Genomic DNA, 21,248 nt, shown 5'->3' on the forward strand with positions numbered 1-21,248 from the left:
AAGTGTCCAGCGAAATTCAGCGCTTCTACCTGGATTGGGGAATCTACCCCGGGGAAGAGGTCACTCGCGAGGAGGCCCTGGACGAGGGCGACTACACACGAGCCCAGTTCAACGAATCCGACGCACCCCTGTTCGCCGAATTCTACGATTCCGGCCGCCTTTTCCACGTTGACTACTGGACGAGCGATCCGGATAGCGTCAGGAATGATCACCTGTTGCACCATCCGGGCGTCCCCTTCGGAATCCAGTTGACCGTTCAGCACATCGGCAATTACCGCTGGAGCGTCTCTCACAGGTACGCGAATTCAGGTGATCTTGCTGGATATCTGGTCCACTTGGAGCGAATCAACACCTACGATGCCGCACTGATGACGCTACAGATCGACCTTCAGCGGCAGTTGAAAAAAATCGAGAAGAATTCCTACGACAGCGACGGTCAACTGCACTACGTCTTCGAGTACAACCCGGAGGGTGACGTCGTGAGCATCCATGACTCGCCCGAGGGCAGCACGCCGCAACTGGCGGCGGCCCTTGACGACGTTGACATGCCGGACTTCTACCGTGAGGGCTTTGCCCTGCCTGCGGGCATCGACCGCTCGTCGATCCCACTCCTGGGCGGGTAGTCGGGGTCATAGGGCAGTGCGGGTGATCGCGTGACACTCTGAATGTCGCGGGGGGGGGGCACGTTGTCCACGCATCCGTGAGCCCGTCCCCTGCTGCAAAGAGTCGACACAAGCCAGGAGGAGCATCGTGCCCGAGCCAACCACCGACACCCCCGGAATCCCCGAGGAAGAGGTCGCCGGTCGCGTCGGCGCATGGTGGCGTGAGGGTGGGCTCGGCGGCCAAGTGGCCTTTCTTGTCCCTACGGCCGGCCATGACGCCTCGGCCGTCATGCGGGAGATGCACGAGCACGTGCCCGGCAGTGTTGTCGTCGACGCCACCGGTCTCACCGCCGAGCAGGTCATGCAGCAGGCCCTCACGGCGCTCGGAGTCGATCTGTCCGCGGACAAGCGGGACGACTGGCGTTTCGCGCTCGGCTCGTGGTCCGAGGAGCGGTTGCTGCTGGTCGTCAACGCCCATCGTGCCGGGCCGACACGGCGGTCGTACGAGCCCGAACGGTTGGTGACCCGGACCCTTCCGTGGCTGGCGCGTGGCAAGTTGGCCGTGGTGGTCCATGTGGTTCCCGAGTTGCTGCCGACCCGCGTTGATCCCAGGGCGGTGTTTCGGCTGTCCGCGGCGGCCGTCGAGTCTCTGCCGGCGGTAGCGGAGTCCGTTGCCGTGCGGGCGTTGGCACTGGCCGAGCCCCGCTTCGTACCCGTCCCTGTCTGGGCCCAACTTGTCACCGCGCTGACCGGTGAAACGGCATCCGAAGACGAACTCGCTGAATTCGCGAGGGAAGGGTCCGGAATTCTTCGGCTCGGACCTCTCGGAGTTTCCTTTGTCGACGAGGGCCTGGCCGAGACCTTGCGTCGGGAGATCGAATCTGCCGAACTCTCCCGTGTCAATGGGCATGTGGTTGCTTGGCTGATGCGCTCGGCTCCGGGTTTTCGCCACCCCGAGGGGTGGGCCAGGCGCGGTGCCGTCGGCCTGTACGCGGCCACTGGGCTCGCCATGCACGCCGTACAGGCAGGAACGTACGACGATGTTCTTCGGGACGGACGCGTCATCGCCAATCTGCCGCAAACGGCGCTCATGGACGCGGCACGAAGCATCACCTTCCTCATCCCCGGAAACACGGCCGCCGCCGACGCGATTCATCTGTGGGGCTGGGGAGTCACATCGCGGCATCAGACGGAGTGGGCTTCGTGGCTGCACTTGATGGCGCTTTCGCGCGACGATCTCGAGTTCGCGTCAGCGGTCGCCTCCTCTCGTGTGACACTGCCCTGGCAGGTCAAGTGGGCCCATTGGCGACCGCCGGGTGGCTGTCACGCGCACTATCTGCGGGCCGGGAGATTCGCCGCACTGGCGGAGGTGCGCTGGCAGGGGCGACCCGCCATTGCCGGTTTGCAGCAGCGGACGGTGGACGGGGCACAGCAACCGTATGTCTCGATCTGGGACGTGGAGACGGGAGAGCGTGTCGCAGGCCCTTGGGAAAACGACGAGATTCCGCAGGAGCATCGTGCGGATCTCACCTGGCCCGCGTCACCCACCGACGGCTCCGCTTCGCCCGCTCTCGCCCGAGAATTGTTCGGCTCGTCGTCCCCCCGGCGAAGCGAGCAGGATTTTGTACTGCCTTGCGCCCCATTGGCCGTGGGTGAAGTCGTCGTTTTCGGGGGCGACTTGGGGCTGATCGCCATCCGGCCTGCGGACGGTGTGGACATCTCCGACTTCGGTGCCCGGCAGCAGCCCCTGAGTGGGAATTACGCGGACGCGGGCCCGAGCAGTCCGCTCGATGCGCCGGCTCCGAGTCGCGAGGACCTCATCGATCTGTTCGGCGAGGACAACATCTTTCCCATCGAGGCCGAGGATCTCCCGGATGGCCTCACCCACGGGGCGACGCGCGAACTTCTCCTGGAGTTCGGGCTGCCGTACATGTGGAACGAAGGAGGCATGGGAATCTTCCCCTGTGGAGACTGGGAGTCCGACATTCTCGACGAACTGCCCTCCTGGCCCGAGGGGATCGAGCCCGTTGCCGAAACCGGTCCCTTTTTTCAGATCGGCAAGTGGATGGGCGCCAAGCTCGTCATCGACGGCCCCACCGGACACGTCCTGCGCGTCCCGACCGGGCCCGACAAGGAGTATCTCGCCGGTCTTCCCGCCGCGCACAGCCTCGACAACTTCCTCACCATGGTGGCGCTGTGGGTCACCGGGCTGCGCACCCGGAGCATTCTGCGCCCGGGCGCCGAACGGGAGCAGCTCCCGTACTGGGTCCTCGGGGAGCTGGCCGATGTCGAGGAGCAGGGCGGCGAACAGCCCGCCTGGTCGTACGTACTCCACAACGAGTGACGTCGATCAGTCGGAGAGGCGGGCGACAAGACGCCTCAGTCCCTCCTGGCAGTTGACCCCCGTCTGGAGCGCCTTCCATGCCTGGGCGACCTGCAACTCGGACAGGTCGGGCAAGGTCTCGTCGATCCGTGTGCGCAGGCCCGGCATGGGCCTGCTGCCGATCAGGTCCTCGGGACGCATCGTGGCCATCAGCCCTTCGACCGCTGGACGGTCGGCCTCGGTCGGAAGGTCGGCCAGGACCAGCGCGACCACGTCCACGGACGCGAACTCCCGTGCCGCCGCCTCGTCCTTGAGCAGCTCGTCGACCACCCCGCCGATGTGCACGAAGGGGGCGAGCACATGCACGAGCCCGTTCAGGTCGAGGCCTGCGCGCAGGCGTTCGCGTTGGCGGTTCAGCCATGCGCACAGCACCTCACGGCCCATGGGCGTGCGGCAGATGCCCGGGGTGCTGCGCCAGCTGTTGAGTTCCGCGTCCCGGTGCGGGCGATAGTGACGGTGGTATGACACCCCCGCCTCCGGCAGCCCTTCCAGCTCGAGTTCGGCGTTGAGCGCGGCGCGTAGTTCGCGGGCGAAGCGGGGGTCGGCGAGCAGCCGGGTCAGGTGCGGGCGCCGGTGGACGAGCATGTGGGCGGCGCCGGGGCTGCCCAGTTTCGGCGGAGGGTCGGCCAACGGCACCCCGTGTTCGAGGAGTTCGTCCGCCAGGTCGAGCGGGATGGGGGCCCGCCTGCGGTCGGGCGCGGGACAGGGCAGGCGCACCGGAACGGCGTCGGCCGCCAGGCGTGGGGCGAGGCGCACCGCCAGGTCGTACAGCTCGTCACTACGCACACGCCAAGTTTGTTCGCTCGCCAGGCAGTCGTGCAGCAGGCGGGCAGCCTCACCGGCGGGGAGCCCCGGGCGCTCGCCCGTCAACAGGGCCAGGGCACCGCTTCGTCGGAGCAGCGACAGCCAGTCCTCCGTGCTGTTCGCGTCGTCGGGGGTCAGCCGCAGTACGTCGTACACCGTTTCCGGGCGTCGCTCGACCAGCAGCTCCAGGGCCTTCCCCTTCAGGGCGTCGACCCAGAACTTGTCCGTGTCGCCCGCGCACAGCCCGAGCCTCGGCACGATGTCCTCGAGCAGTGCGGCCACTTCGGACTCGGGATTCGCTCCCGCCGCCCGGGCCACCTTGCGCAGATCCGCGGCCATGCCCGGATACAGGTCGTGGGGCGTGTGTACGAGTCGCACCAGTACGTCGCGGAATCGCCGGAGTTGGTCCGGCGAGACCACCGCGCCCCGGGGAGCCAGTTCCTTGGCACGCGCGCGTAGTGCCCCGATGGCCAGCGCTCCATGGTCAGCGAAGGTGGCGTATCGGGCGTCAAGCCATCGCTCGTCGGGCTTGGTGTGGTGCTCGCGTTCGGCGTTCCTGGCGCGCGTGAAGTACCCGGTGGCGTGCTCCTTGTGCTTTCCGCCCGCCTTCAGGCACATGTCGGCGAGTTCGTCGAGGAAGGCGGGGAGGAACCTGGGTGCCGTCGCGGCCAGGTGCTCCAAGTCACCTTCCAAGATGGACTTGTGGAGAAGCGGGCTGCCCCAAAGGCTCCAGCCGAAGGCGTAGGCCGCCTCCAGGGCCTCCTGCTCCCGGCCGGGGTGCGCCGCCATCAGCCGCTCGGGGAAAGTGAGTTCGGTGTCCCCGGGAACCCGGATGCCGGTCGCGAACGTGTCCGTGAGCGCCCAGTCCTCCTGCGACGCCACAAGCGCGTCCCAATGGCGTGCGAAAGAGGCCCTCAGGAGGAGCGTCATGGTGTGGTCGTCGGGGTGGGCGTATGTCCGCGCGATCAGCGCCGCCTCGTCGACATCCGGTGCGGGCGGGTCTGCCGCCGGCTCGACGCCGGCGTCGTCGAGTGCCTCGCACCACACGGGGTCGGACTCGGCGAGGGCCATGGGCACGCGCGTGCCTGCGGTGGCCCAGGCTTCGGCCTGTAGGCGCGCGTGCCTGCGGTGCCCGGTCAGCGCCCGCCGCAGCCGGTACAGCCGGCGTACGCCTTCGCTGTCCGTGAGCCGGTCGGGTGCCTGCTGAAGCTTCTTGCCGCGTGGATTGCGGTAGACGACCTGGAAGTCGCCGTCCAACTCGGCGGTGTAACCGTCCACTTCGTAGCGCCGGCCCATGTTCCGGTACTCCCTCCCCGTCTTGGCTGTCGCGGCCGTCCTCGCCGTCCGATCAGGCGCGTCCGTTGAGCCGCGGGTTGTAGCGCATGTCCCGGCGGCCGATGTAGCCCGCCTCCCGCTCCGTCTCCCCCTCCACAGCTCCGCGGGCGCGTACCCCTGTACCGCCCTCGCGACCGTCGCACGCGCGCGTGCCGACACCTCGACGCGATAACGGAGGCGCGGCAGGCCTGGCCGGGTGGGATCATCTTTGCGTACGTGCTCTCAGGCTGGGGCGGCCGCGACTCGGCGCAGCACCACGAGCCAGTCGTCCTCGCTCGGCCAACCCGTCAAGTCGGCGAGCTGCCATGTCTCGTCGCCCACGGGGAAGGTCTCACCAACGCGGAGGGTGTGGCTCCGCTCCTCGGTGGCGACGGTCACGAGCCGAACCCTGACCGAGGCGTCGGACTCCCTGTAGATATCGTTCACTGAGAAGCTGGCGTTCTCGAGATTTCGCTGAATCCCGTGCCAGAGACCAATCGTGTCGGCACTACTCACTTCTCAACCTCCAAAGACGTGTACGCGTACGTACGCGAAGAGACGCGGCGCGTCGTCAGCAACGCGCCGCGCCTCCAAGGCGATCGGGGTCGATCAGAACAACCCGTGCCACATCTGCTCGACGATCACCGACCACCAGTTCCTCGGGTCGTCCAGAGCCGATGCGTCGATGGCGACGAGCTGATCCTGGAAGTCGGCGACGGCCCTGCCCGCCATGATCGGGTCGAGCGCGATCATCTCCTCGCGCGTGGTGTGCAGGAGCGCGAGGGAGCGGGCGAAGGCGGACACCGAGGCGTTGACGCGGCGGCCCGCGCCGCTTTCCGGAGTGACGGCCCAGAGCTGGCCGACCGGCTCACCCTCCAGATCGGACCCCGTGCACTGGACGGTGATCAGAGCGACCCCGTCGGTGCCGATCCTGACGTGACCCTCCAGGAACGCGAGGGAGTCGGCGCTCGCCTGGGAGCCGACCTCGCGCAGATGCGCGGCGGCATTGCCGAACAGGCCCGCCGGAAGCTCCGCCTCCGGGTTGTCGGCCGTGAAGAAGAACGGAATGTCGGGAAGCCCGGCCCATGTCAGCGTGGCCTTGGTGGCCTCGGGGAGCGGGGTGCCCGCCACGTCGTCGGCGTCGTAGCGATGTACGTCGTCAGCGTCCAAGGCCTCCGCCAGCTTGCGGCCCAGGGCAACATCGCGGAGCGGCTCGGCCGGCTCGACGTCGGTCGGCACCGGCGCGCGGTGAGGCCGTGGCGGCGGCTGCTGTCCCGCGATCTGGTGCATCGTCTCGACGTGCTGGATCAGCCCGGCGATCGCCTCGGCGCGCTCCTCGCCCCGCAGGCCGTACTCATGCGTGCAGGAGAACCGGGCGTTGGTGAAGTGACGGCCGATCAGCAGGCCCGGGTATCCGCCGGGGAGCAGGCTGGAGCTGAGGTCGGTGTGGATCGCGACCACGTTCTGCGCGGGGACGCCGAGGCTCTGGATCTCCGCCATGGCCTGGTACTCGGAGTGCGGCTCACCGGGGGCGGAGTTCTTGACGAGGCTCGTCTCCTCGCCGGTGCGCGGGTCGACATAGGTGAGGACCGTGGTGTTGCCGGGGCCGGTGACCGGCGGCTGCGCGGGCGGCGCGGCCTCCTGGCCGCCGCCGTGCTTTTGCTGATACATCCGCACGACCTCCTCGACCGGCACGGACGGCCAGGTGCTCAGCTCGCCGGTGCGGCGGTCGACCACACCGCAGGAGTGGCCGATCGTGGCCGGCGGCCGGCGCTTGCCCGTGACCGGGTCACGCTCGATCGGCGGGGCCGCGGCCCACACCACCCAGCCCAGATCGAACTCCTGCATCCGCACCTCACGGCGCTCCTGTCCCTCGGGGTTGAGCCACCCCTCGGCGGTCGCGAGCGCCTGCTCCTGGCTGATCACGGGAACTCCCTTCGAGTCTTCGGGCGGACGGGGCCGGTGCGGCCGGGGTCGGTGCCGGGCGCTCCGCGGCCCTCGTCCGAGTGGGCCTGGGTGCAGGCGGTCTGATGCGGGCGCCTTCGAGAGGCTTCGGGGCTTTGAGCCTTCGAGGCTAACGGTCTGCGGTGGGTGGGTGTCAGGCGCTCGGGTGGGCATCGGGCCCGGGGGCTTGTGGAGCCTGTGCGGCTTCCGGCTTGGGCTCGGGGGCCTGTACGGGCTCGGGCTCGGCTGCCTGGGGGTCGGGTGCGGAGCGCCGAGCGGTCGTGACACAGGGCTGCGCCGGGCGGATCTGCAGCGCCTTCACACAGCTTTCCGTGGCAACAAGGAGGATGCCGTCGGGGGAGAGGTCGGTTCCCGTGAAGGGCGTGGCGGAGATCAGGGCCGTGACGATCTTCTCGTCGCCCTTCTGCTCGCCGCGACGCCAGACGCGTACATAGTCGGCGCCGCGGCTGAACCCGAGCGGCCCCGTGGCACGCTCGTCATCCGAGAGGCGCAGGATCTGGGTCGGGTCGGCATCGATGACGGAGCCGGTGGCGAGGTCCTGCACCAGCACGGCGGGGGCCTTGGGATCGTCGGCCTTCAACGGGCTTGAACCCGGGGTGCCTTGAGGCACCGCGCTCACGGCGACGGCGAGCGGGGCCGACTCCTGAGGCTCCTGCTTCGCAGGAGCCTCCGCGGCGCTGTCCGACGCGGCCGCGGACGGGGGCAGTTTGCCGACGGTCACGGCGTCGACCCCGGCGACCGGTACGCTCCACAGGGTGTGCCAGGGAAGCTCGGGCACGATGCGGCGCAACACCGCCGCGTACTCCGGCAGTCCGTCTTCGACGAACGCGGTCTCCAGGAGCGCCGCTCGAAGGATGGCGGGTGCCTGGGTGCGGGTGAGCAGCGGGGCCGTACGCAGATATGTGCGCGCCGGTGCGTCCAACTGCTCCGGGGGTACGGCCTCCACCGCGGCGCGCAACCGCACCGGCTCGGCGTGGGCGAACAGGCCGGGGTCGGTGAGGAGCCGGGGGAGCAAACCGGCCTCCAGGGTGTGTCCCGCGATGCGATCGCGAACGTACGCCCCTGCCTTCGCCCAGTCCTGATGGGGTACGGCCTCCAGCAACTCCATGGCGATACGCGCCTGAGCGCCCGGAACATCCGGAATACCTGCCCGAACGGCGGCCTCGCCGATACCCGGGTGCTGCAATCCAAGGAGCGTCCGCTCGTCCTCGGGGATGCCTTCGCCGGCCCTCTCGATGGGGCGGATGAAGGGGGCGACGAGCAGCATGCCCCGCGCCATGTCCTCGCTCATGTCCCGCTCGGCGACGGCGGAGGCGAGCGGGGTCAGCAGGTGCACGGGCAGGCCGTCGCCCTCGGCAAGGGCGAGGGGCGCGAGGATCTGCCGCAGGGTGCGGGGGTGGGTGTCAAGTCGCTGGGCGTGCAGATCGAGCACTTCGCCGACGCTGCCGGGTAGTTGGCCCGCGTCCGCCGGGTCGAACCCCTCCGGGTGCATCAGGATCGACTGCACGGCGAGATGCACGGTCAGGCGGCTACCCGCGCCGTCTCCCGCGTGCCGGGCGATCGCCTCGGCGAGCGCGCGTCGAGCGTCAGGCTCGGTCGTGAACGGCAGCTCCGGGGCGCCGAATTGGGGATTGAGCAGCGCCTCGGCCTGCAGCACAAGCCCTTTGGGGTCGGCCCACTCGGGTGCGTCGAGGTCGATGATCTGGGCCGCGCCGGGCGGCAGGCCCTCGGCGAGCTCGACGGCGAACTCCCGGGGCACGTCGGCGAGAAGGCGTATGGACTCGACGGCGGCGAGGGGCTTCAGCACGTCCCGCACCACGTGCGCGGGCCCACCCGTCCCCCGCACCGGACCGGCCCGATCCACGTCCGGCACCACGATCGTCACCGGCCGCCCGGACAACGGGAGTTGACCGAGTTCGGGGAAGATGTCGGCGGTGCGGGTCGCGGACAACTCGTAGTGATCGGCGAGCAGCCACAGGGTCTGCGCTGCCGTCAGCCCGGCGACGCTCGGCACCGCGGGTGCGGGCAAGTCCGGAGGCACGGTCGCCGGATCGAGCGCGTCCAGCCCGAGCCCCTTGCGATACTCCGGGTCGCAGAGCATCAGGAACCCCGTGAGCAGCCGCGAACACCCGGTGCCCGGACTTCCGGTCAGGATGACGACCCGAGGCGCGCCCGGCCACTCCATCCGCCACCCGGTGAGCGCGCGCAGCGCGGCATTGCGCCCCCCGATGTAGGGGTGGGGCTCATGGGCCTTGGTCAGTTCTGGGGCCTGGGTCGGGCTGGTCATTGTCTCCCCGTTGTCCTGTCCGTCCGGCACCGTCAAGTCGTGTTGACCGCACGCCGTTCATCCTAGGGGCGATCCTGCAGCCGGACGACTCTCCCCGGCGGTGATGATGTCCGACGCACGGGTCCATGCCGACACCTGGGGCACCATCGCCCGCACCTACATCCGTCTCGCCGACGACCGGTCGCTTCCCGTTGCCATGCAGGACCGCCTGATCGCCGAAGCCGACGCCCTGACGCCCGACAATCCGTACGACGTGCACACCCTGGCTACCGGCCACCTCGGGTTTCTGCTCAAGCCGGCGGTGGACCGGTCCGACACCGGCTACGGCCCCGGTGATCGCTTGGGGCAGGGCGGCAGCGGCGGCGCGATCAGCACCCACAAGTCGTCGTCCACCATCCACGGCCGAGTCGTCACACCCTCCCGAACACCCTCCCGAACGGTCCGATCGTCACAACAGTCACGCCCCGACCAGCGCACCTCAACAAGATCCTGTTACGGGCTCTTAGGGAGAGCCTTGCGGGCAACGAACTGGGGATCAGCAGTCGGGCGAACCATCCGAGCGGAGTCAGCGAGACGTGTCAGCGTCGGGTCAGCAATCTCCTGAACTACACCCGCAACTCTTGACGAACCCCCGGAGCCACCCTTTTGAAGCGCCGCCACTCACACAGACCAGCAAGCGCCAGGTGAACGTGAACGCGCTCCGTAGCGAACCGCCCATGCCGCGCGTCCCCAAGCCCGCCGTGCCGAACCCGGCATCGACCCCGAGCTGCGGGCCACCTACCCCGCCGCCGGGCGCCCCGGCCCGTACTCCGGCCGCGGCGGCCGACTCAAGCTCCCCGCCCACCGGATGACGACCGCCACCGCGAGCGGCGCGTATCCGTTCCTCGCCGAGGGCGGCCTCGGCGCCCAGGGCATCTACATAGGCCGCGACGTCCACGCGGAAGCAGCGTTCACCTACGACCCGTTCGCCCTCTACGGGCGCCTCGACGGCTTCACGAATCCAAAAATCCTGCTCGCCGGGATCATCGGCATGGGCAAGCCCGCCCTGGCCAAATCCCTCGCCCTGCGGGCCGTGGCCTTCGGCTACCGGATCTACGTCCCCTGCGACCCGAAGGGCGAGTGGACCGTCGTCGCCCAGGAACTGGGCGGCCAGACCATCGCCCTCGGTCCTGGTCTGCCGGGGCGGTTGAATCCTCTGGACGCACCCGCCAGGCCGCACGGCGTCAGCGAGGAGGACTGGGCCAACGAGGTCCGCAAGCGCCGCCTTCTCCTCCTCGGATCACTCGCAAAGACCGTCCTTCGACGCGACCTGCACCCCATGGAGCACACCGCTCTCGACGTCGCCCTCGACCAGACCGTCGCCCACGCCGAGGTCAACGCCACCGCCCCCCTGCTCGGCGACGTCGCGCACGTGCTCGGATCACGCGAACGGCTCAACTCTGCCCTCGGCGAGCTGTCCGGCCGCCTCGGACACGCCGCCGAAGACCTCGCCCATGCACTGCGCAGGCTCGTGCACGGCGACCTGGCCGGGATGTTTGACGCACCCAGCACCGTGGCGTTCGACCCGAGTGCGCCGATGCTCTCCATCGACCTCTCGCGTCTGGGCGGTGCCGGCGACGACACCGCGCTCGTCCTGGCGATGACCTGCGCCTCCGCGTGGATGGAGTCCGCGCTCGCCGACCCCACCGGCAGACGGCGCTGGGTGATCTACGACGAGGCATGGCGCGTCATGCGACACGTCGCCCTCCTGGAGCGCATGCAAAGCCAGTGGAAGCTCAGCCGCGGCCTCGGCATCGCCAACCTCATGGTCATCCACCGCCTCAGCGACCTGCTGACCGCGGGCGATGCCGGCTCCCGGGGCCGGGCACTGGCCGAGGGCCTGCTGACCGACTGCTCAACCCGGATCATCTACCGTCAGGAAGCCGACCAACTCGGCTCTGCAGCAGCCCTCCTGGGGCTGACCGGCGTCGAAACCCAGGCCGTCTCCGCCCTCACCAAGGGACGCGGCCTGTGGAAGGTCGCAGGCCGGTCGTTCATCACCCAACACCTCCTCCACCCGCGGGAACGCGAACTGTTCGACACAGACGCCCACATGCACGCCAAGGTCCGTGAGTTCACGAATACTGACGTCTTGATCCCCATGAACCCAAGGGTGCTGGGCCGACGACGGCCTAACTGCAAGTTCTGAAGAGAAGCCTCATCACCCTAGCGATTGGGCATCGTCACGCTGTCTGGCTGGCGCGTCTGAGCCTCCATGTGCAGCTAGACGAGCGGCTCGAATGTCCGGATCTCTAGGCGCATCCCTCCGTGCCCCACCCGAGATACTCGGGTCCTCATCTACAGCTGACACAAGGTCGGTAAGCCCGGACTCCTTGGTGGCGGAGAAGCGTCACGGGGCAGGAGAGACTGACGAGTCGCTGCTGCAACCGCTGCTGCCGCGGGCGTGCCGCGGGCCGGGCCGTGGGAGATCAGCCGATTACCGTCAGGCCGAGGGCGGCGCAGATCTGAACGGCCTGGTCCGGGGAGATGACCGCGCCGCGGAACTGTGCGGCGGTGGCGATGGTGAGTTCGCCGAGGTCGGCGCCGCGTAGATCGGCGCCGGTGAAGTTGGCGGCCCGTAGGTTGGCTTCGGCGAGTCGGCAGTCTTCGAGGGTGGCGTCGCGGAAGTCGGCACCGCCGAGGTCGGCTTCGGTGAAGCGGATGCCGACGAGGTGGGCGCCGCGCAGGCTCAGGCTGTTGAGGTTGGCGACGGCCAGGTTGCAGCGGGCGAGTTGGAGGCCCACGCCGCGGTGGCCGGTGAGGCGGGCCCCGATCATGCGGCAGCCGGTGAAGGTGGCGTCGGCGAGCAGGGCGCCGCCCCATTTGGTGTTGGCCAGGTCGGCGCCGTCGCAGACGAGGTCGCCGCAGTCGGCATCGGTGAACTTGGCGCCGGCTGCGCTGCCGCCCTGCCAGCGGACCTGATCGAGCAGGGCCCCGGTGAAGTCGGCTGCCGCAGCGGTGCAGTCGGTGAAAAGGGCCTCGGCGAGGTGGGCGCCGCGCAGATTGGCCTCGGTGAAGGTGCAGCGCGTGAAGGTCCGGGGGCGCGGATCGCGACGCAGTGCCGGGCGCAGGTCGAGGCCGGTGAAGTCGAGGCCGGTCAGCTCGGTTTCGGTGGCGAGCAGCGTCAGTGGGTCTCCCGGCGGGCCGGCCGGGTCGGTGTCGTGGTCGTGGAACGGCGGTGGTACTTGGGTCATGGGTTCGGCCTCGCTCTGGGGTGTCGCGGAGGCTGCTCGCCTGGGGCGATCAGCGGGAAAGGGCAGGTTCGGCAGTCTGCCGGGGTACGGCGGCTGTTTCGTTGCGGCGGCTGACGCGGCGGCCCTTGAGGGCGTCGTACGCGAGGGTCAGGGCGAGGCCGGCGAGGGCCCACAGGGCGAGGGTGAGCCAGTAGCGGGCGATGCCGTCGCTGTCGAAGTACATGATCTGGCGCAGGCTGCCGGAGGTTGAGGTCAGCGGTAGCAGGTCGTGCAGGGCGCGGATGGGTGCGGGCATGGTCTCGATGGGCAGGGCCGCTCCGGAGGCGGGCATGCCCAGGAACATGAAGATCCCGACGGCGGGCAGCGCGGTCATGCGCCCGCAGAAGCGTGACAGGAACACAGTGGCCAGGCCGACGGCCATCACGGTGAGCCAGCCGGTGACGAGGATGGCGGGGGCCGGGCCGTGCACGGCGCCCAGGATCGGTCCGGTGATGAGCCAGACGGCGAGCGCGGCGACGGCGCCGAAGGCGGCGAGGGCGGCCACTGTGCGCCGCCGGGTGAGTCCGGTGCCGAACACGGTGGAGAGCATGACCGCCGACAGGTAGCCCGCCAGGGTCAGACCGATCGCGGCGTACATGGTGCTGGTGTCGCTGGTGTCATCGGTGCTGAGCGGGACCAGATCGCGGACCTGGAGGAACTGGCGCTGGTGGACGGCGGCATTCTGGAACGGCAGGGCGGCCATGCCGACGCGGGTGGCGCCGGCGGCCGACGCGACGTAGAGCACGGGGCCGTCCGGGTGCGGCGGTTGGGCGAAGGTCCTGCTCGCCGTACCGGCGCTGCGGTCAGCGGGTGCCGGGGCGGGGACGTAGGCGGCGGCCACGGTTCGGTGTGCTACCAGCTGTCGGGCCTCTTTGCTGGTGGTGACGGTGCTGATGTCGTATGCGTCACCCAGGGTCCGTCGCAGGGAGGAGGTGAGCGGATCGGTCTGGGCGGGCGGTCCGGCGACCGCGATCTTCAGGTGGTGCGGGGTCGGAGCGTGCATCGCGGCGGTGTAGATGCCGACCAGCAGTGCGGCCATGGCGAGCGGGAACAACAGCACTCGGGCTATTGCTCGGGGCATGTCTCCTCCACGGGAGTCTCGGGATGTCGCGCCTCTCGGGGCAAATACATCTCTCACGATACATCATTGATGATGCATGCCTAGGGATGTATCATCAGGGATATTTTTGGAGGAGAGTGCACGTGCTACCACTGACCAGTCCCATGAACCTCGCTGAGCTGCACCATCTCGGCAGGCGGCTCACCGCTGCCGCGACCTCGGCGATGAAGGGCGCCTCCGACTTGGGGCCGACCGAGCTGCTGGTGCTGGAGTGCCTGGACATCACCGGTCCGCAGCCGGTGGGAGCCATCGCCCAGCACACCGGCTTCGCCCAGAGCCGGGTATCCACCGTGGTGGCAGCACTGCACAAGCGGGGCCTGGTCGAGCTGGGAACCGACCCGGCCGACCGGCGCCGTACTGTCGCCAAGATCGCCGAGCATGCCCGCACACAGGCCCGGCAAGCCAGGAGCCGGGATGCCGAGCCGACTCTGCGACAGATGCTTCCCGGACTACCCGACGCGGAGCTCGACGCGATGATCGCCGCACTCAGAACGCTCAACGGCGCCCTGGGCGAGGCGGCGCCAGACCCCTCCAGCGGCACCGACCTCTAGTGTCCTGAGTCGGGAATTCGCCGCGTAGGGAAGTTGCGGTTCGGCATCATGGCCGGATGGCGGGGATGGGACGGCCGAACGCCGCGTTGGTACTGACCGATGACGAGCGTGCGACGTTGACCCAACGAGCCAGGCGCCGCACGTCCCCGCAGGCCACGGCCCTGTGGTGCCGGATCGTCCTGGGCAGTGCAACCGGTGCCACCAACAAAGAGGTTGCCGCCCGGCTCGGTATCGAGGCGCATACGGTCAGCAGCCGGCAGGCCCGGTGCGCAACCGCCTGGAGGGCCTGACCGACGAGCCGCGCCCCGGCGGGCCGCGCACGGTGTCCGACGAACAGATCGAAGAGGTCGTCGTGCGCACGCTGGAGAGCGCGGCGCTGCGCCTCGGCGTAGAGGGCGCCGAAGGCGAGGGAGGACTTGCCCGATCCGGACACCCCGGTGAACGCGACCAGCGCGTCCCTCGGGATGTCCACATCGATGGTGCGGAGGTTGTGCTCACGGGCGCCGCGCACCCGTACGTACGAGTCGGCCATCCCTCCATGATCGGGCACCGTCAGGGCCTGTCTGGAGAGGTGTCTCAGCCGGCGGCCGTGGCGGCGCCGATCCGCTCGCGCGCCTCCTCCCAGCGCAGCGGGGTGGCGATGGCCGCGCGCAGCGCCCTGACCTGGCGCGGCGGGAGCCCGACCGCGAGCACGCCGATGGCGCTGCCATCCCGGCCGTAGAGCGCGAGGGCGCGGCGCTCGGCCCGGTCCAGGACGGTGGTCTCGACCCGGTCGGCGCCCGCAGTCAGCCCGTACGCCTGGATCTTGAGGTCGTACTGGTCGGACCAGAAATACGGCACGGGGGCGAAGGGACGGCGTTCCTGGGCGGGGGTGTTGTCCTCCGTCTCGGCGGAGGCGGGGGCCTTCGCGGCCAGTTCGGCCAGGAGGTTGCGGGCGGCGGCCATGCCCTGTTCGGTGGCGTTCATCCGGTGCTCGAAGCGCAGCGGACGGCCGTGGAGCGGATGGTCCCAGCGGGCCACGTCGCCCGCGGCGTAGATGCCGGGGGCGGCGGCGCAGTACGCGTCGCAGCGCAGCCCGTCGGTGGTGTCCAGCGCCGGGTCGGCCAGCCACTCGACGGCGGGCCGGGAGCCGATCGCCAGCAGCACGAGGTCGGCGGGCAGCCGGCTGCCTCCCCCTCCCCCGGCGGCTACGCCCCCACTGGCGGGGGTGCCCCCATTGGCCAGCCGGACGGCGGTGACCTGCCCGCCGCCCGTTCCCGACGGGTCCGCGGGGGCCGTCTCGAACCCGTCCACCGCTCCGGTGCGCAGCTGGACGCCGTGGGCGCGGTGCTCCTCGGCGAGCAGCGCACCGACCTCCGGGCCGACGGCCGCGGCCATCGGTATCTCCTCGATGCCCACGAGCGTGACCTCGTGCCCCAACTCCCGTGCCACCGCGGCCGCTTCACAGCCCAGTACGCCGTTTCCGACGATCACCAGGCGCCGCCCACCACCGGCCAGCAGGCCGCGCAGGGTCAGCGCGTCGTCCAGGGTGCGCAGGGTGTGCACACCCGCGATGCCCTCGGCACCGGGCAGCGAGCGGGCCGCGACACCGGTCGCGATGATCACGCCAGCACAGGCGAGCTGTTCCCCGCCGTCGAGGGTGAGGGTGCGGGTGGCCACGTCGAGGCCGGTGGCCCGGGTGCCGAGCCGCAGGTCCAGGTCGAGCGGGTCGAGCTGGTCCTTGGTGCGCAGCAGCAGCTTCTCCGGCTCCCAGGCGCCGTGCAGCAGCTGCTTGGACAACGGCGGCCGGTCGTACGGGAGGTGGGGTTCGTCGCCGATGAGGGTGAGCGGTCCGCGCCAGCCGAAACGGCGCAGCGCCTCGGCCGCGGCGAGGCCGGCCGCCGAGGCGCCGACGACGGCGATCGGCAGGCCGGTCATGCGTGTACCTCGATCACGGCGGCCGGGCAGATGGCGGCCGCCTCACGGACCGCGCCGTGCTGCGCGGCGGGCGGTTCGGCGTCGAGGAGGACGACGATGCCGTCCTCGTCGCGCTGGTCGAAGACCTCGGGGGCGATCAGCACGCACTGGCCGGCGGCGCAGCACTTGTCGGTGTCAAGGGTGATCTTCATGGCAGGAATTCCCGTTTCTGTGGCGGTGGTCTCGGGGATGCGGATGGCGGCGGGGCCGCGCTCGCCCGACGGGGCGGCGGGCAGCCCGGTGTCGCCGGACGTCACCAAGTGACCGGCAGGGCGTGGCAGCCGTAGATCGTCATATCCGTGCGGAAGGGAATCTCCTCGATCGGCACCGCGGGCCGCATCGTGGGGAAGCGGCGCAGCAGCGTGTCGATCACCACCTGGAGTTCGACGCGGGCCAGGGCCTGGCCGAGGCACTGGTGGATGCCGTAGCCGAAGGCGACGTGGTGCTGGGCGTTGGGGCGGCACACATCGAGCCGGTCGGCGTCGGCGAAGACGCTCTCGTCGTGGTTGGCGGACGGCACGGCCACCACGACGCCCTCGCCGGCCCGGATGAGGTGTCCGTCGATCTCGATATCGGCGGTGGCGGCCCGGCGCGGCCCGTTGCGGACGATGCTGTGGAAGCGCAGCAATTCCTCGACGGCGCCGCGGATCAGAGAGGGGTCCTCGCGCAGCCGGTCGGCGGACTCCTGGTCATGCATCAGGCTCAGGGCGCTGAGCCCGATCATGTTGGCGGTGGTCTCGTGCCCGGCGATCAGCAGCGCGGCGGCGAAGACAAGCACCTCGTCGTGGGTGATCTCGCCGGTCCGCTGCTGCTCGATGATCAGCCGGCCGAGGATGTCGTCACCCGGGTCGGCCTCCTTCGAGGTGACCAACCGGTCGAGGTAGGCAAACAGTTCGCGGCGGGCAGCCTCCCGCTCGTCATTGGGGACGGTGCGGGAGAGCAGCTTGCCGGTGAGCTGCTGAAAGATGTCGTGGTCGTCGTACGGGACGCCCAGCAGCAGGCTGATGACCAGCGACGGGACGGGCAGCGCCAGCGCCTCGACGAAGTCCACCCCGCCGTGCGCATCCCGCTCGGCGTGCTCCATCCGGTCGCAGAGTTCCTCCGTGATCCGCTGGATCTCCGGGCGCAGCGCCTCGATCCGCTTGACCATGAACTCCCGGGTGACCATCCGGCGCAGCCGGGTGTGCTCAGGCGGGTCCATGTGGACGAAGCTGCGGTTCTGGGGGTTGGGGCCAGCGGTCATACCGCTGAGCGGGTAGCCGTGGACGGTGGTGTCGGAGCTGAAGCGGGTGTCGCCGAGGACGGCCCGGACGTCGCTGTGGCGGGTGACCAGCCAGGCCCAACTTCCGTCCGGGAGTGTGATCTTGGAGATCGGCTCCTCGGTGCGCAGGGTGGCGAATTCCGTGTGGGGGCCCTCCCGGTTGAACAAGGCCGAGACCGGGGGCAGGTCGAAGGGACAGCCGCCGGAGGGCTGGACGGGCGGCCGCGCCGGGGTGGTGGGAAGTGTCATCTCGTTCATCTCACTCATCTCGCTCCTCACGCACACCGGCATGGGCGTGCGCCATGAGTCGGACGTCGTCTAAGGGGACGGCGCACCTCTCGGGTAAAAACATCTCTCATGATACATCATTGATGATGCATAACTTGGGATGTATCATCAGGGATATTTTTGGAGGAGAGTGCACGTGCTACCACTGACCAGTCCCATGAACCTCGCTGAGCTGCACCGTCTCGGCAGGCGGCTCACCGCTGCCGCAGCCTCGGCGATGAAGGGCGCCTCCGACCCGGGGTCGACCGAGCTGCTGGTGCTGGAGTGCCTGTTCACCGCCGGTCCGCAGCCGGTGGGAGCCATCGCCCAGCACACCGGCTTCGCCCAGAGCCGGGTATCCACCGTGGTGGCAGCACTGCACAAGCGGGGCCTGGTCGAGCTGGGAACCGACCCGGCCGACCGGCGCCGCACTGTCGCCAAGATCGCCGAGCATGCCCGCACACAGGCCCGGCAAGCCAGGAGCCGGGATGCCGAGCCGACTCTGCGACAGATGCTTCCCGGACTACCCGACGCGGAGCTCGACGCGATGATCGCCGCACTCAGAACGCTCCACGGCGCCCTGGGCGAGGCGGCGCCAGACCCCTCCAGCGGCACCGACCTCTAGCTCGCGATCTCGGGCCCATCGTCGTGCGCGGTGAGAGGCAGCCCCGCTCCCGCAGGCAGCGCCGGCATCGGCTCCACCGCTACCCTTACCGCGGTGCCTCGTGGGTTCCCGAACCCTCAACGCGTCCAACTGTCAGGGCAGGATGTTCGAGGGTGCCGGCGTAACGAAGTGCTGCGGTGATGGAGAGGCCGAAGAGGTCGCAGATGCGGCGCACGTCGCCGCCGGTGGCGTGGATCTCCTGCAGGATCCGGTCCTCGCGCAGGGCCTGGGGCTTGAGCTGAGCTGCCGTCCAGGGGAAGTTCCGGCTGACGGGTGTGGCGCGCGGTGCTGTCCTCCTGTTGATGAATAGGTGGGCGTTGAGGGTCGTGGGCCAGGTCTTCGACCTGTGGTCGAGGTAGGCGGACAGCCTCGTCGTCACTGGTCCCGCGAGAGGGATGGTGCGGCCTGGCAGGGTGAGGCGTCCGTCGCGGATATCGGTGAGCTGCATAGCGGCCAGCTGTGAGCTGGTCACCGCATGGAAAGCGACCATCGCGACAGCCAGCGCGACTGCGGGGGTAGGCGAGTTGAGTGCGTTGCGGATTGCCTCAGTGTCCAGTGGCACGGTGGCATTGACGGGTGTGATGGGCAGGCCGCGGGTTGGGTTGGCGAAGATCATCTTCCGTGCCTTGAGGACCGTGAAGAGCGAACGCAAGCCCTGCTCTGCAAAGTTGCGGTGTGCGCCTCGGGCCGGGAGCGAGGAGGTGAAGTCGTCCCGGTTGATCCCTGCCAGGGACTGGCATCCGGCTGCTGCCCAGGTATGCAGGATGGGAGCCATCCCGAGGATGTGGAGGTGAGCAGTCTGCGGGTGCCTAGCGCGTCTGCGTGGCGCTTGCCGGCTGCCTTCGATCATTACGTCGAGCCACGTCTGGAGCTGGTCGACCATGGTCGGTGGCAGGTCGGCGGTGTGCTTGGCGAAGTAGTGCCGCACTACCAGGGTGCGGTCGTCGATGAGGAGTTCGGCAGCGGCGAGGATCTCCAGGGTCGACAGTGCGGTTCCGCCGATCCGTGGCAGTTCGAGGACGTCGCTGGCATGGATCTTCGCGCCGGGAGTGTCCTGGAGGGCCTGCAGGAGCTTGAGAGAGCGCTTGACCTCGTTGGTGAGCCTCTTGCTCCAGCCGTGCCGGGCGGCGTGCTCACGCAGGATGCGATCGCAGCGTGACCCTGAGCAACGGCGTGCCCATCCACAAGGTGTCGCGTTGGATGGGCCACAGCTCCATCAAGATCACGGCAGACCGGTACGGCCACCTCACCCTCGACGGCAGCGAACGCTGCCGTCAGGTCATCGAGGCCACCCTCGGCGCGCACATGCTCAACGGATTCCCAGCTCCCGTAGAACCCGGTGCTGAGTTGGTGCCGGCTCAGCCGGGAAGTAGAGGTAGCAGACGCCTCCCGAACCGCTCTTGACCTGGCCGTTTGCGTCGTGGCGCTTTGTGCGCAGCCAGATGTTCTCGAACTGGCGGCGCTTGTAGACGCGGCGGACCGCCTTGTCGTCCGGGGAGGCCGGGTCGTTGGCGATGACGTCGCCGGCCTTGGTGAAGCCGATGAGGGTCATCAGATGGCCGGCGGTGCCGTAGCCCGCGCCGTCGAGTTCGGTCTTCAGGAAGGACTGGGACGTGATGAGCGGGATGCCCGCGTGGATGAGCTGTTCGGCGTCGGTGAGTGAGCCCAGGCGGGTGACGACGGCCTGGAGGTCCGGGTAGGTGGCGGCGTAGGCGGCGTTGAAGGGCCAGTTGCCGCAGCCGTCGTACTGGTAGTCGAAGGTGTGGCGGGCGGCGTGGCAGACCTGGGGGTCGGCGTAGTCGGGGTTGACCCAGGACAGCTGCTGCTGGGTGGGCTTACGGCCCCAGTATTCGATGATCATCTGGGAGGAGGTGGGGCTGCACCAGGCTTCGCCGCCGTTGTCGTACTCCGGGTACTGGCCCTTGTGGATCTCCTGCGAGTAGCGGGGGACGACCAGTTCGCGGCCTACCAGGCCGGGCTTGGATGCCGGGACCTCGAAGCGGTCGGGGACGTCCGAGCCCATGGCGCCCAGCCGCCAGACGGTCGGGGTGAGGGTGGTGCCGGGCTTGCGGTGCAGGGTGGCGCGGAGTTCGTACGAGGTCAGGCGGAGGCCGCTCGCGGGGGTGTCGATGGCGAAGGTGTCGGTGGAGATGCTGCTCCTGCCGTCCTTCTGGTCGTCGACGGAGGTGCGCCGGATGTCGGCGTCGCTGTCGCCGGCCGTCCAGCGGCCCATGACGTACCAGGGGGTGTGGCCGCCGTCCGTGTAGGTGCCGCGCAGTTCGACGGCGATCCAGGTGCCGGCGGGGGCGTGCGCGTTCCAGGAGGCGACGACCTCGGTGGCCGGGACCTTGAGGGTGTGCACGGGGGAGGTCCAGGTGGCGTACTCCCAGGAGGCGGTCCGGCCGGTGTGCGGGTCCTTGTAGTCGACGGTGCCGGCGGGGCGGGCGATATGGACGCCGGGGCGGGCGCCGTGCGCGAGGGCGGTCCCGTTGGCGTGGCCCTTGTTCCAGTCGGCTGCGGTGGTCCAGGCGTGATAGTCCACGAGGCTCTTCGATCGGCGCGCGGCGTCGTCCGGGGTGGTGGCCCGGGCCGCGGTGCCCGCGGCGGGCGTGCGGCGTTCGTCGGCGGCCTGCGCGGAGGGGGCGGCGACGCCCGCCGCGGCGGCGAGTGCGGCGGCCAGGACGGTGCGCCGGGGCGCGGAGCTGGTCATGGTGGAGTCCCCCAGTCGGATGCGTGCGATCGGGTACGAGGAGTCGGGCCGGGGCGGCGCGCGGGCACGGTCGGGTCGGCAGTGGGTCAACT

Annotated in this window: 17 protein-coding genes and 2 pseudogenes; 7 read left to right on the forward strand and 12 right to left on the reverse strand. The window is 69.6% G+C overall.

Going from position 1 to position 21,248, the window contains the following annotated elements; all coding sequences use genetic code 11:
* Positions 1–2: 2 nt before the first annotated feature.
* Together KI385_RS09115 and KI385_RS09120 are read left to right on the forward strand one after the other, a co-directional pair.
* Positions 3–623: a hypothetical protein gene (locus KI385_RS09115; protein WP_238571702.1), complete on the forward strand. Its 621-nt coding sequence runs from the start codon at positions 3–5 to the stop codon at positions 621–623.
* 127 nt (positions 624–750) lie between these two features.
* Positions 751–2,946 (forward strand): SUKH-4 family immunity protein, encoded by a 2,196-nt coding sequence (locus KI385_RS09120; protein WP_238571703.1) that lies wholly within the window; start codon positions 751–753, stop codon positions 2,944–2,946.
* A gap of 6 nt (positions 2,947–2,952) precedes the next feature.
* Here KI385_RS09120 and KI385_RS09125 read toward each other — a convergent pair whose 3' ends face one another.
* The 4 genes from KI385_RS09125 to KI385_RS09140 all read right to left on the reverse strand — a co-directional run bounded on the left by KI385_RS09125 (position 2,953) and on the right by KI385_RS09140 (position 9,355).
* Positions 2,953–5,085 (reverse strand): hypothetical protein, encoded by a 2,133-nt coding sequence (locus KI385_RS09125; protein ID WP_238571704.1) that lies wholly within the window; start codon positions 5,083–5,085, stop codon positions 2,953–2,955.
* A gap of 261 nt (positions 5,086–5,346) precedes the next feature.
* Entirely contained in the window at positions 5,347–5,619 is a 273-nt protein-coding gene (locus KI385_RS09130) for a DUF6406 domain-containing protein (protein ID WP_281066812.1), read from the reverse strand.
* A 93-nt stretch (positions 5,620–5,712) separates the two neighbouring features.
* Complete coding sequence (locus KI385_RS09135) at positions 5,713–7,029, reverse strand: SUKH-4 family immunity protein (protein WP_238571706.1); 1,317 nt, start codon at positions 7,027–7,029, stop codon at positions 5,713–5,715.
* A gap of 172 nt (positions 7,030–7,201) precedes the next feature.
* A complete protein-coding gene (locus tag KI385_RS09140; protein ID WP_238571707.1) occupies positions 7,202–9,355 on the reverse strand; it encodes an ATP-binding protein in 2,154 nt (717 codons plus the stop codon).
* A gap of 109 nt (positions 9,356–9,464) precedes the next feature.
* Between KI385_RS09140 and KI385_RS09145 the strand changes: the two are divergent.
* Together KI385_RS09145 and KI385_RS09150 are read left to right on the forward strand one after the other, a co-directional pair.
* Positions 9,465–9,656, forward strand: a pseudogene (locus KI385_RS09145) (alpha/beta hydrolase); the annotation flags it as partial.
* A 432-nt stretch (positions 9,657–10,088) separates the two neighbouring features.
* A pseudogene (locus KI385_RS09150) lies at positions 10,089–11,543 on the forward strand (ATP-binding protein); the annotation flags it as partial.
* Positions 11,544–11,823: 280 nt separating this feature from the next.
* Here the strand turns inward: KI385_RS09150 and KI385_RS09155 are convergent.
* Together KI385_RS09155 and KI385_RS09160 are read right to left on the reverse strand one after the other, a co-directional pair.
* Entirely contained in the window at positions 11,824–12,588 is a 765-nt protein-coding gene (locus KI385_RS09155) for a pentapeptide repeat-containing protein (protein WP_238571708.1), read from the reverse strand.
* 49 nt (positions 12,589–12,637) lie between these two features.
* On the reverse strand, positions 12,638–13,708 hold the full coding sequence (locus tag KI385_RS09160; protein WP_238571709.1) for an ABC transporter permease: 1,071 nt from the start codon (positions 13,706–13,708) through the stop codon (positions 12,638–12,640).
* A gap of 143 nt (positions 13,709–13,851) precedes the next feature.
* Between KI385_RS09160 and KI385_RS09165 the strand changes: the two genes are divergently transcribed.
* Positions 13,852–14,298, forward strand: coding sequence for a MarR family winged helix-turn-helix transcriptional regulator (locus tag KI385_RS09165; RefSeq protein WP_238571710.1), 447 nt, complete (start codon positions 13,852–13,854; stop codon positions 14,296–14,298).
* A 46-nt stretch (positions 14,299–14,344) separates the two neighbouring features.
* Here KI385_RS09165 and KI385_RS09170 read toward each other — a convergent pair whose 3' ends face one another.
* The 4 genes from KI385_RS09170 to KI385_RS09185 all read right to left on the reverse strand — a co-directional run bounded on the left by KI385_RS09170 (position 14,345) and on the right by KI385_RS09185 (position 17,782).
* Positions 14,345–14,830, reverse strand: a complete 486-nt coding sequence (locus KI385_RS09170; RefSeq protein WP_238578091.1) for a hypothetical protein — start codon at positions 14,828–14,830, stop codon at positions 14,345–14,347.
* 44 nt (positions 14,831–14,874) lie between these two features.
* Positions 14,875–16,215, reverse strand: coding sequence for an NAD(P)/FAD-dependent oxidoreductase (locus tag KI385_RS09175; protein WP_238571711.1), 1,341 nt, complete (start codon positions 16,213–16,215; stop codon positions 14,875–14,877).
* Complete coding sequence (locus KI385_RS09180; protein ID WP_238577631.1) at positions 16,212–16,406, reverse strand: ferredoxin; 195 nt, start codon at positions 16,404–16,406, stop codon at positions 16,212–16,214. The genes KI385_RS09175 and KI385_RS09180 overlap by 4 nt, the downstream gene beginning before the upstream one ends.
* 101 nt (positions 16,407–16,507) lie before the next feature.
* Positions 16,508–17,782 (reverse strand): cytochrome P450, encoded by a 1,275-nt coding sequence (locus KI385_RS09185; RefSeq protein WP_238571712.1) that lies wholly within the window; start codon positions 17,780–17,782, stop codon positions 16,508–16,510.
* 178 nt (positions 17,783–17,960) lie between these two features.
* On the opposite strand from KI385_RS09185, the gene KI385_RS09190 reads away from it, so the two are divergent.
* A complete protein-coding gene (locus KI385_RS09190; protein ID WP_238571713.1) occupies positions 17,961–18,407 on the forward strand; it encodes a MarR family winged helix-turn-helix transcriptional regulator in 447 nt (148 codons plus the stop codon).
* A gap of 85 nt (positions 18,408–18,492) precedes the next feature.
* Here the strand turns inward: KI385_RS09190 and KI385_RS09195 are convergent, their stop codons facing one another.
* A complete protein-coding gene (locus tag KI385_RS09195; protein WP_238571714.1) occupies positions 18,493–19,221 on the reverse strand; it encodes a hypothetical protein in 729 nt (242 codons plus the stop codon).
* Between the two features lie 15 nt (positions 19,222–19,236).
* Between KI385_RS09195 and KI385_RS09200 the strand changes: the two genes are divergently transcribed.
* Positions 19,237–19,605 (forward strand): hypothetical protein, encoded by a 369-nt coding sequence (locus KI385_RS09200; protein ID WP_238571715.1) that lies wholly within the window; start codon positions 19,237–19,239, stop codon positions 19,603–19,605.
* A 150-nt stretch (positions 19,606–19,755) separates the two neighbouring features.
* On the opposite strand, the gene KI385_RS09205 is transcribed toward KI385_RS09200, so the two are convergent.
* Complete coding sequence (locus KI385_RS09205; RefSeq protein ID WP_238571716.1) at positions 19,756–21,156, reverse strand: peptidase C39 family protein; 1,401 nt, start codon at positions 21,154–21,156, stop codon at positions 19,756–19,758.
* Positions 21,157–21,248: the final 92 nt, after the last annotated feature.

This window comes from Streptomyces inhibens (genome assembly GCF_022221585.1).
GTDB classification, from domain to species: domain Bacteria; phylum Actinomycetota; class Actinomycetes; order Streptomycetales; family Streptomycetaceae; genus Streptomyces; species Streptomyces inhibens.

Excerpts from the sequence above, each read along its gene's own strand:
- KI385_RS09160 (WP_238571709.1), bottom strand. The coding sequence starts at position 13,708 with ATGCCCCGAGCAATAGCCCGAGTGCTGTTGTTCCCGCTCGCCATGGCC.
- KI385_RS09190 (WP_238571713.1), top strand. The coding sequence starts at position 17,961 with ATGAACCTCGCTGAGCTGCACCGTCTCGGCAGGCGGCTCACCGCTGCC.
- KI385_RS09205 (WP_238571716.1), bottom strand. The coding sequence starts at position 21,156 with ATGACCAGCTCCGCGCCCCGGCGCACCGTCCTGGCCGCCGCACTCGCC.
- KI385_RS09195 (WP_238571714.1), bottom strand. The coding sequence starts at position 19,221 with ATGGCTCCCATCCTGCATACCTGGGCAGCAGCCGGATGCCAGTCCCTG.
- KI385_RS09165 (WP_238571710.1), top strand. The coding sequence starts at position 13,852 with ATGAACCTCGCTGAGCTGCACCATCTCGGCAGGCGGCTCACCGCTGCC.
- KI385_RS09140 (WP_238571707.1), bottom strand. The coding sequence starts at position 9,355 with ATGACCAGCCCGACCCAGGCCCCAGAACTGACCAAGGCCCATGAGCCC.
- KI385_RS09125 (WP_238571704.1), bottom strand. The coding sequence starts at position 5,085 with ATGGGCCGGCGCTACGAAGTGGACGGTTACACCGCCGAGTTGGACGGC.
- KI385_RS09180 (WP_238577631.1), bottom strand. The coding sequence starts at position 16,406 with ATGAAGATCACCCTTGACACCGACAAGTGCTGCGCCGCCGGCCAGTGC.
- KI385_RS09175 (WP_238571711.1), bottom strand. The coding sequence starts at position 16,215 with ATGACCGGCCTGCCGATCGCCGTCGTCGGCGCCTCGGCGGCCGGCCTC.
- KI385_RS09155 (WP_238571708.1), bottom strand. The coding sequence starts at position 12,588 with ATGACCCAAGTACCACCGCCGTTCCACGACCACGACACCGACCCGGCC.
- KI385_RS09170 (WP_238578091.1), bottom strand. The coding sequence starts at position 14,830 with ATGGCCGACTCGTACGTACGGGTGCGCGGCGCCCGTGAGCACAACCTC.
- KI385_RS09185 (WP_238571712.1), bottom strand. The coding sequence starts at position 17,782 with ATGAGTGAGATGAACGAGATGACACTTCCCACCACCCCGGCGCGGCCG.